Raw genomic sequence first — 10,719 nt, 5'->3', positions numbered from 1 at the left:
ATGCCGCCACCCGTGTGGCCGCCCGCGCCACCCTGAATCGGACCCAGGTCAACGCCGCCACGGGTGCCGGTGCCGGCACCACCGCTGACGCCGCCCGGACCGGCGTTGACACCGCCACCCGTGTTGCCGCCCACGCCGCCCTGAACCGGACCCAAGTTAAGGTCGCCGCCGGTGCCGGTGCCGGCACCGCCGCTGACGCCGCCCGGACCGGCGTTGACACCGCCACCCGTGTTGCCGCCGACACCGCCTTGGACCGGACCCACGTTAACGCCGCCACCGGCACCACCGTTGACGCTGCCGCCGTTGTCCGGGTCAGCGCTGGCCATCCCGGCGCCCAGTCCGAAAGCACCGAGCGCACCCGCCATGGCCGCGGCGAGGATCCATCTGCGGAGGTTGTGAATTGTTTCCATCGCATTCTCCATTCGTTGCTGAATGGGGATATCCGGCTTGATCCCCCCGGGCAGACTCTCCACCCATCTGGCGCCCTCCCCGGACTAGGCGCCGGGGCGAGCCACCCGCGTGATGACGCTATGCGCGGCGGCACAGCTTTGCAACGTCAGTGCGTATTGGACTGGCGTACAACACTCGAGGCTTTACTGGACCCGTATTATCTTGGCGCAGAATGCAATACGCACAAACGGCCCGCTGCGCATCGTCGCTGATCCGGTGGTTCGGCTCTGCCAAAGTCTTTCCACCAGTGTCGGTCTCGTACGTGCGAGTCCCGGGCTCGGCGGTATCGCCGCTAACGATGCAACGAGAATTGTTGAGGCGCAGGCGGTCCGACTCGTGTATCAAATAGCCGAGCGACGATCACGAATCGTGCGCCGGACGCTGGTGAGCCGCACACCCTGCCGGCGTGGCGCATCAACGCGATGCCACCGCCGATGAGGCAGTCCGGCAAAGCCCCGCAGCGGGGGTCACCGCTAGCACGACGGGCAGCACAACTACGGCGCGGGAAGGTCACCGCCAACGCTTATCAGCAAAATCATGGACGGCGAGCAGGTCGACAGTCGATGATGTCGAAATGGTGCTGCACGCTCAACCCGCCGACCAACCGGCCGACGCCGCCCCCGGGGAAGCCCTCGAAACGGCGCCGGAGAGGAGCCGCGAATCGGCTTTGGCGTCGCCCCTCGATTTCAGCGCGCCCGCACCCTTCGCGTCCACTGGTGCGCTGCGCAACCCGTTTCCGCCGATCGCCGATTACGCGTTTCTGTCCGACTGGGAGACGACCTGCCTGATCTCCCCGGCCGGTTCCGTGGAGTGGCTGTGCGTACCCCGGCCGGACTCGCCGAGCGTGTTCGGCGCGATCCTGGACCGCAGCGCCGGGCATTTCCGGCTCGGCCCCTACGGCGTCTCGGTGCCGTCGGCCCGCCGCTACCTTCCCGGCAGCCTGATCATGGAGACCACCTGGCAGACCCACACCGGCTGGCTGATCGTGCGCGACGCGCTGGTGATGGGGCCCTGGCACGACCTCGAACGTCGCTCGCACACACACCGTCGCACCCCGATGGACTGGGATGCCGAGCACATCCTGCTGCGCACGGTGCGGTGCGTCAGCGGCACCGTCGAACTGATGATGAGCTGCGAGCCGGCGTTCGACTACCACCGCGACACCGCGGTCTGGGACTACTCGGCCAATGCGTACGGCGAGGCCGTCGCGCGAGCGGGCCGGCAACCCGACACCCACCCGACGCTCCGGCTGACCACGAACCTGCGCATCGGTATCGAGGGGCGGGAGGCCCGGGCGCGCACCCGGATGACCGAGGGCGACGACGTCTTCGTCGCGCTCAGCTGGACCAAGCACCCGGCGCCGCAGACCTATGCCGAGGCTGCGGAAAAGATGTGGCAGACCACCGAGTGCTGGCGGCAATGGATCAACATTGGCAACTTCCCCGACCATCCGTGGCGGGCGTACCTGCAGCGCAGCGCGCTGACGCTGAAGGGCCTGACCTATTCCCCCACCGGCGCGCTGCTGGCGGCCAGTACCACGTCGCTTCCGGAAACACCTCAGGGGCAACGCAATTGGGACTACCGCTACGCCTGGGTTCGCGACTCGACGTTCGCGTTGTGGGGGCTCTACACGCTGGGACTGGACCGCGAGGCCGACGATTTCTTCGCGTTCATCGCCGACGTGTCCGGCGCCAACAGCAACGAGCGCCATCCGCTGCAGGTGATGTACGGGGTGGGTGGCGAACGCAGCCTGGTCGAAGACGAGCTGCACCACCTGACCGGCTACGACCACGCCCGTCCGGTGCGCATCGGCAACGGCGCCTACGACCAGGTCCAGCACGACATCTGGGGCTCGATCCTGGATTCGTTCTATCTGCACGCCAAATCACGCGAGCAGGTTCCGGAAACGTTGTGGCCGGTGTTGAAGAAGCAGGTCGAGGAGGCGATCGCGCATTGGCGCGAGCCCGACCGCGGAATCTGGGAGGTGCGCGGGGAGCCGCAACACTTCACGTCGTCGAAGGTGATGTGCTGGGTGGCCCTGGACCGCGGGTCCAAACTGGCGAAGCGACAGGGTGAGAAGAGCTATGCCCAGCAATGGCATGACATCGCCGAGGAGATCAAGGCCGACATCCTGAAGCACGGCGTGGACTCCCGCGGCGTGTTCACCCAGCGCTACGGCAGCGACGCGCTGGACGCCTCGCTGCTGCTGGTGGTGCTGACCCGATTCCTGCCGCCCGACGATCCGCGAGTGCGCAACACGGTGCTCGCGATCGCAAACGAGCTCACCGAGGAAGGCCTGGTGCTGCGCTACCGGGTCGAACAGACCGACGACGGGCTTTCCGGCGAGGAGGGCACGTTCACGATTTGCTCCTTCTGGCTGGTGTCGGCGCTGGTCGAGATCGGCGAGGTAGCCCGTGCCAAGCGGCTCTGCGAGCGGCTGCTGTCCTACGCGAGCCCGCTGCACCTCTACGCCGAGGAGATCGAGCCGCGCACCGGCCGGCACCTGGGCAACTTCCCGCAGGCGTTCACCCACCTGGCGTTGATCAACGCGGTGGTGCACGTGATCCGCGCTGAGGAGGAATCCGACGGCTCCGGGATGTTCCAGCCCGCCAACGCGCCGACATAGCGCTTCAGCCCATCCATCGCGGCCACCGTCCGTATGCCCTTGCGCTCCATGGATTTTCGCGAAACGCCGGCCACGCCGACGTGCTACTGCCGAGGTTACGCCCCGCGTTTGCCGCGCACCCACTGGACGGGCCCGACATTCTTGGTCTGCACGCCGGCGAAGCCGTGGTCCATCAGGATGTCCGCGACCTCATCTTTGCTGAACACGTACGGATCGAGGCTCGGTAGCCTGCGCCAGAACCGGGCGGCATGCCGCACGACGGGGACGACCACACCCAGCCGTCCGCCCGGTCGCAGCACGCGCGCCATCTCGGCCAGCGCGGCAGCCGGGTTTGGCATGAATTGCAGCACGCCGATCGAGACGACCCCATCGACCGTCTCGTCGCGCAGTGGAAGCTGCTGTGCGTCCGCGCGTAGGAAGCCGACCTGTGGTCCCGATTGCGCGCGGACCGCGCGAGCCAACATCGCCCTGGAGCGATCAACGCCCAGCACCAGTGCGCCCGGGCCCGCAGCGCGGGCCAGGGACGCAGTGACGCTGGCAGGGCCGCAGCCAGCGTCCAGGATGATCCCGCCCCGCGGGATGTCGAGCCACTCGACTGGGGGCTCGAAAGCCCGCACCAGCTTGCGCAGCACCGCTTGGGCGTTGTCGTAGACCATCGCCGCAATCGGGGAGGCCCATAGGGCCTGGATCGCCCCGGTTTTGTTCGCCGATGGGGAGCCTTCTCCAACCGATTCGGCTGCGAGCAAATCGAGGTAGCCCCTGGTGACCTCCGGCTCGGTGGGAGGCTCGGCGAGCAGTTGCAGCGCCCTGCGCAAGGCCGGGGGCAACGCTGCGGTCAAATCGGTCACCTAATTTCTTCGAGCGCGTAAATTACTTTCTTTCGTGTCTGTTAATTAATTTCTTCGATGCCGTTAATTAACTTGTCCTGACAATTCAACCTTGTTATTAGGCGTGCGATCAATTCTGGTACTTTTATTAGGCTTGCGACGAATTGAGCAGTCTATTAGACATGTGAGCAATGATCGACCATCTACAGCAAACTTGATAATCACGTTGCAGCCTACGCTAACGGATCCTCGAGGTCGACTCCGCGACTTTGGCGACAACCGGATGAGATCCGATATGACGAAGGCGCTAAACGGTCACCGCCCGTGAGCGGGGGCCGTGGTGCCGGTAACCGCAGGCTTGCCGGATCATCATGCCCCGGCGCGCAGCTGGGTCGTGGACGGCGCGTCGGAATCGCCGACAGACGTCATGTCGCGACTGACGATTTTCAGGTTGCTGCGCGCGATCCGAAACGCTTCTGTCCGCTTGCCACGAAGGGACGCTCAGTCGCGCGCCCAATTCCAGGCGGGCCGAAGGCGGACACAGTTGGGCCTTGTGCAGCAATAGCGATATGAGCCATGATGAGCTGGGAGAGAAAGGAAGTTAGAGAGACGATTCAGCGGCGCTCAGCACGCTCGCCCCTCCTATGAAACGCGGGTGCTGCACCGGTTGGAGGATGCGATGGTCGAGTTTGCGGTCCACCCGGGGACAGTGTTGCTCGCGCGTATCGCCGCCGAAGGCAACCGCGACGCCGATCGCCCGCCTAGCGGGTCAGCATTTGTGCAAGTGCTCAGCGGCTGCGATCGCAATTGCCGATTTGCGCCATTCGTCTCATCGGGCCCCACCAAACCTCTAACGGGTGACCCGATATCTTATGCCGCGACCCCACGAAGCCAGCTCCTTATAACCGCGCAAAACCGCGCGAATGCCAGCATCCGTGTTGGTACATGGCAAACAATATTTGAAAATCATCGGGCCCATTTTTCAATTCCACAACGCCGTTCCGTGGCGACCGCTTTTCGGGACGATTCTGCGAACGCGAATTACGTGCGCCACCGCATCACAGCGCTTTAAAATCCGATCCGGTTATGAGAGGTGCGATGATGAAATCCCTGAGTGCAAATCTACTGCCGGACACATTCGTTTCCCAGGGTTCCGTACTTGTTGACCTCTGCGAGTCGATCGAAGGCAGATCGACAGCGATACCGATCATTCGCGCCCGTGCCACGCTCGATGCGCGTGAGATCGTCGCCGCAGGTCGTGCCGAATCGGCAATGGCCCCAGATCTGGCAGGCACTGTCGTACCGATCGTCGTGCAGGAGCCACAGGACGCCTTGGCCGGGCTTTTCGCCGTGGCGCTTGCCGGCGGAGTGCCACTTGTGCTGTCTGGCTCACGAACCTACGAGTCGGCTACGTCGGTGCAAAGACGCGTTAACGACGTTGCCGAAAAGGTCAACGCTCGATTCGTCTACCTGCATGGAACGTGGCAACAGGTATCAAAGCACTCGCAACCCGACGTCGCTCACGAGCAAACGGCCTTTTTACAGTTCAGTTCGGGGAGTGTCGGCAGCCCTCGGCCCCTGCGAATATCACATCGCGCCCTCAGTGCTCAATTGGAGATATTGGCGGACGCCACCGCGGTCGGATCGGACCCCGTGGCGGGCTCGTGGCTGCCGCTGTCGCATGACATGGGACTCGTCAGCACGTTGCTCGGTTTATCGCTCGGGTGCCCTTTGTTGCTGTGGAGCCCCGAAGAATTCCTGACGGCACCGGCCCAGTGGATCGAACAAATGGCGACTCACCGAGTGGGCTTTTGGCCGGTCATTCCCGCCGGGATGCATATCGCAACCAAGGCCTTGGCATCGCGCGGCCGCCGTCTCGATGCGCTGCGCGCCGTGCTCGTAGGCGCCGACGTCATCCGCCCTAATGTCCTAACGGCGTTCGAATCAACGGCCGGATGCGGCGAAAATGTGGTGCGACCGTGCTACGGCCTAGCCGACGCGACGCTGATGGTGACCTGTGCTCCCGGGGATCGGCACTGGCGGACGGTGGATGCACCCGAAACACCCGATCGAAGCGAGCGATTCACCCGCCTGGTGTCCGTTGGACCACCCGCGCGCAATACCGAAGTATGGATCGAGGTCGGGGGGCGTCCGGCAGGCGAGCGCATCGTCGGCGATGTAGTTGTGCGGTCAGCGTCTCGGTGCTCGGGCCCCTTCGGAGGCGAAGTTATCCCCGCTTCGGTTCCGGTGCACACCGGCGACCTCGGATTCATTGCTGACGGCGAATTGGTCTTCACCGGTCGGGCCGCCGAAGTCGTGCGGGTCGCCGGTCAGGATTTTTTGCCCACCGAGGTCGAAGACTTCCTGGTCCGGACGGGCTTTGGCAAAACAGGGCGCGTTGCGGTGGTCGGAGTGGACCACGACGCGGCAACCCAGATGGTTGCAGTGATCGAAAGCGGATCCGACGTCAGCGACGACGCGGCAATGGCCTGCCGTCGAGAACTGCTGGGAGCTGCCAGAGCGGCCGGTCTGCCGTTGACGGGGGTCAGATTCGTACCACGGAACTGGCTAAGTAAGACAACCAGCGGCAAGCTGCGCAGGCGCCGCATTGCCGCAGATCTCATGGAGGCGGGCAATGACCGGCTCTACCAACGCATCACACAATGACGAACCCGAGATTCGCACCTCCGGAAAACCGGCGCCGGTAAGCAGCACGCCGCTAACCCGCGATCGTGTGGTCGCCGAGATCATCCGCGCCGTATGCGCCCTTCGCCCGTCGTTTTCTGAGCGTGAACTAACTGACCAGACCAACCTGTCGCTGGATTTGGGCCTCGAGTCAGCGTCCCGGGTGGAGCTCCTGCTAGAAGTCGAACGCGCCCTCGACGTTGCCTTGGAAATTGGAGAAGTGGTGGTATTTGTCGAACTCACGATTGGCGAGCTCGCCAATCTCATTGTGCCCAAAGTCGAAGGCGATGCGACGGACCGACCACATAACCCCAGGCGTGGTATCCACGCTAACGGCGATAGCTGCCTTTACCAACTAAACCCCAAAAATTCATAGCCGCATTGACGGCGTCAGCGTCTGTTGTGGGAGGTAGTCGTGTCGGACCGTCGCATCGCAGCATCATCGGCGCAAGAGGCTTTATGGTTTGCCCAGGGATTAGTTCCGGATGTGCCGAATAATATCTCCTGCCATCTTGAAATCTTCGGCCCACTGGATCACGGCGTCATGGCGAAAGCTTTGCGTGACGTCTGTCGCGAAGCCCCAACTTTGCGTGTCACCTTTGCTCAAGACGAAGCCGGACTGCGCCAAACGCAGCGCGACCCGGACGCCTGGGAACCGGACTACTTCGATGTCAGCCATACGGACAACCCAGACTCCGCTGGACGCATCATAATATCAGCGATAACTCATCGCGCGTTCGACCTAAGTCATGACATCTTGTACCGCGCGGGGCTGATCAAGGTAGATGAATTGCGCCACACGCTATTCGTGGTAGTCCACCACATCGTGTGTGACGGATTTGGACTACTTGTTGCCGTTCGGCGCATAGCGGAGGTGTACACGGCCGCGATGTCGGGCGTCAGCCCCTCCCGATCCAAATTTTGCGGTCCAGAATTGATCGCCAGCGATGACTGGCAATATAGATGCTCCGAGAGCTTTGTTTCCGATAAAGAATTTTGGACCACCTATACGGCTGCTTGGCCAGAGCCGTTGGCAATCTCCGAACGCCCAAATCTCCCACAGCCGGCAAGCTTGCATCAAAGCTTGGCTCTGACCGGAGACGATGCGGCTCGGCTGAGAACGGCTGCGGGTCGCGCTGGCCAATCCCTGCCTCGGTTTTTGACCGGGTGCCTGGCCGGTTTCTTTAGTCGAGCGTCGTCCGCATCGGAGTTTTCGATTCGACTAGCGGTCGCTAACAGGTTCGGCGTCGCATGGAGCACGCCGTGCATGCTCTCAAACGTTGTTCCGGTCCGCATCAGTACGGCGCCACGGATCCGCTTCACTGATTTTGCGAAATCATTGGATCGAGAGATCGGCACGCTGGTTGCCCATGCCCGATATCAAATCTCGGAAATTCAGCGCGACGTCGGCCTGCTGAACGGGAGAACCAACCGATTTGGACCCGTCGTCAATGTTCTGCCATTCTTCGGAAACATCGAATTCGGCGAAAGTCGTGCAGTTTTTCGGGGCGCCACTTTCGGAGCCTGCGATGATCTCTTGATCTCGGCGTATTACGATACGCGTCAAGGCGATAAGGGCCAGCCGGGCGATATTTATATCCAACTTGATGCAAACGGGCTGCTGTATGCCAAGCAGGATCTGATCCGTTTGGCAGCTCACCTAACGTCGTTTATGCATGCTGTCTCGGTTGATCCGGAGCGGCGGATCGATCAGATCGAGATCATCGATGCGATCGAACGCGACCAAGTCGTGAACCGATGGAACGACACCGCCACGCCAATACCGCAGGCCACCGTGCCAGAACTGTTCGCCGCCCAGGCCGCGCGCACCCCCGACGCCCCCGCAATCGACGACGACAACGAGACCCTGACCTACCGCCAACTCGACGCTCGCGCAAACCATCTCGCCGCCCGACTGACAACCTATGGAGCCCGACCAGAAACCATCGTCGCGGTCGCACTGCCCCGCTCCACCCGATTAGTCACCGCGCTACTGGCCATCTCCAAAACCGGCGCAGCCTACCTGCCCATCGACCCCAACTACCCCAGCGAGCGCACCGCATACATGCTCACCGACGCCACCCCCCAACTGCTGGGACAGGACGCTGTCGGGGTCGTCTTCGCGGCCGAGGACTTCTCGCTGCCAAAGTGTGTAGTCCGCGTACTGCACCGGGAGCGGTGACCAAGTCGGAAGGTGCCCCGCGCGCCGCGCGGCGTAAGCCGTGGCCAAATCCCGCGCGAGCGGCACCACCGATGCCCCGTCCCCGGCGATGTGGTGGATAACCAATACGACCAGATGCTCGGTCGCCGAAACCCGAAGCAGCGTGGCCCGGATCGGGATCTGCGTCGCGAGGTCGAACCGGTGCTCGGCGGCTGCAGCCACCACTTCAGCCAATTCCTGCCCGCCGGACACCTCGCCGGCGACCACCGGCGGGGCTACTTTTTCTGCGGGCAAAATCTGTTGCCACGGGCTTCCGTCGGCCTCAGCGAACACCGTGCGCAGGCTCTCGTGGCGGGCCACGATATCCCCGATCGCAGCGGTCAACGCCGCCGTATCGAGCGTCCCGGTGAACCGGATTGCCAACGGGATGTTGTAGGTGGCCGAGGGGCCCTCGTATTTGTAGATGAACCACAGTCGGGTCTGCGCGAACGACAGCGGCAGTCGCGGCGGCCTCTGTCGCGGCATCAGGGGGGCCCGCGTCTGGTGGCCGGAATGCGTTGCGAGCCATTGGGTTAGTTGGGCGATGGTGGGGGCGTCGAAGATTGCCCGGATGGGGATCTCGATTCCGAGTTCGGTGCGGATGCGTGCGACCAGGCGGGTCGCTGAGAGGGAGTGTCCGCCCAGGGCGAAAAACCCGTCGTCGATGCCGACTCTGTCGGTCCCGAGCACTTCGGCGAACAGGGTGGCCAGCACCTCTTCGCGTGGATCGCGCGGGCCTCGATAGGCCGCTTCGCTGACGAACTCCGGGGCCGGCAGCGCCCGCCGGTCAAGCTTGCCGTGGGCGGTCAACGGCAGGGCACTGAGCACCATGACTGCTGCGGGCACCATGAACTCGGGCAACCGAGTCGCCGCATACCGGCGGATGTCGGCGGCCAGCGCGGCGGGGGCGCAGGGGTCGGCGGCGGGTGATTTGAGCACGACATAGCCCACCAAGTGGGTGTCGGCGACGTCGTCGGCGGCGTGGGGGGCGCTGCGGGCAATGACGACGGCGTGGGCCACCGCCGGGTGTGCGGCCAGTACCGCTTCGACCTCGCCGGGTTCCACCCGAAATCCGCGGATTTTGACCTGCTGGTCGGCCCTGCCCACGAATTCCAGTTCGCCGTGTGCGGTCCACCGCCCCACATCACCGGTGCGATACATGCGAATTCCCGGTGTTTCTGCGTCGACGAACGGACAGGCCACAAACCGTGTTGCGGTCAGGGCCGCCCGGCCCCGATATCCGCGAGCCACGCCCGCGCCCGCGACATACAACTCACCAAGCACTCCCACGGGCACCGGACACAACCCTGCATCAAGCACAAAAACCCGCATATTGCCCAGCGGCACACCGATCGGGGACGGTTTGTGTGCGGCGTGCGCGGCGGTCAGCTCCAAATACGTTAAGTGCACAGTGGTTTCGGTGGTGCCGTACATGTTTATCAGGGCCGGCGCGTGCGCGCGTTCACCCGGATACCAGCCTCGCAGCCGAGACGTATCCAATGCCTCCCCCGCAAATACCACCATCCGCAAAGCGGAACTCTCTGCGGTAGAAGAGCATTCGGGCTCCGCGCGCATCAACTCGTAAAATGCTGACGGGGTATGGCTGAGCACCGTAACGCGCTTCTGAAGCAGTAGCTGCCACATTTTCAGCGGCGACCGCACCGTCTCCCATGACACCACCACAACGCGCGCGCCGTGAAGCAGCGCTCCCCACAACTCCCACACCGAGACGTCGAAGGCCGGTGAATGACACCATGCCCAGACATCCGTCCGGGGGAAACCGATCCACTTCTTAAGGCCCGCAAACAATGCCACCACGTTGCGTTGGGTGATGGCGACGGCTTTGGGGCGTCCGGTTGATCCTGAGGTGTACATGATGTAGGCGAGGTTGTCCGGTGTGGGCAGGTGTGGGGGGGGGGGGGTTGTGGTTG

5 protein-coding genes and 2 pseudogenes are annotated in these 10,719 nt (G+C 63.6%); 4 read left to right on the top strand and 3 right to left on the bottom strand.

Features of this window, described 5'->3' with window-relative positions; all coding sequences use genetic code 11:
- A pseudogene (locus A5736_RS25855) lies at positions 1 to 410 on the bottom strand (hypothetical protein); the annotation flags it as partial.
- A gap of 614 nt (positions 411 to 1,024) precedes the next feature.
- Between A5736_RS25855 and A5736_RS04550 the strand changes: the two are divergent.
- The gene (locus A5736_RS04550; protein ID WP_076244749.1) at positions 1,025 to 3,076 is read left to right on the top strand and encodes a glycoside hydrolase family 15 protein; all 2,052 of its coding nucleotides are present in this window, start codon (positions 1,025 to 1,027) and stop codon (positions 3,074 to 3,076) included.
- A 95-nt stretch (positions 3,077 to 3,171) separates the two neighbouring features.
- Here the strand turns inward: A5736_RS04550 and A5736_RS04545 are convergent, their stop codons facing one another.
- Entirely contained in the window at positions 3,172 to 3,924 is a 753-nt protein-coding gene (locus A5736_RS04545; RefSeq protein WP_076244747.1) for a class I SAM-dependent methyltransferase, read from the bottom strand.
- A 1,080-nt stretch (positions 3,925 to 5,004) separates the two neighbouring features.
- Between A5736_RS04545 and A5736_RS04540 the strand changes: the two genes are divergently transcribed.
- The 3 genes and pseudogenes from A5736_RS04540 to A5736_RS04530 all read left to right on the top strand — a co-directional run.
- On the top strand, positions 5,005 to 6,570 hold the full coding sequence (locus A5736_RS04540; RefSeq protein WP_175611183.1) for an AMP-binding protein: 1,566 nt from the start codon (positions 5,005 to 5,007) through the stop codon (positions 6,568 to 6,570).
- A complete protein-coding gene (locus A5736_RS04535) occupies positions 6,539 to 6,964 on the top strand; it encodes an acyl carrier protein (protein ID WP_083667141.1) in 426 nt (141 codons plus the stop codon). The genes A5736_RS04540 and A5736_RS04535 overlap by 32 nt, the downstream gene beginning before the upstream one ends.
- A gap of 39 nt (positions 6,965 to 7,003) precedes the next feature.
- Positions 7,004 to 8,623 (top strand): annotated as a pseudogene (locus tag A5736_RS04530) (condensation domain-containing protein); the annotation flags it as partial.
- On the opposite strand, the gene A5736_RS26665 reads toward A5736_RS04530, so the two are convergent.
- The coding region (locus A5736_RS26665) for a non-ribosomal peptide synthetase (protein WP_139333134.1) at positions 8,579 to 10,719 on the bottom strand (2,141 nt) is incomplete at its 5' end. The pseudogene A5736_RS04530 and the gene A5736_RS26665 sit on opposite strands and share 45 nt — an antisense overlap.

This window comes from Mycobacterium sp. SP-6446, assembly GCF_001954045.1.
Taxonomy (GTDB): Bacteria; Actinomycetota; Actinomycetes; order Mycobacteriales; family Mycobacteriaceae; genus Mycobacterium.
This window is presented reverse-complemented; position numbering and strand designations above follow the sequence as displayed.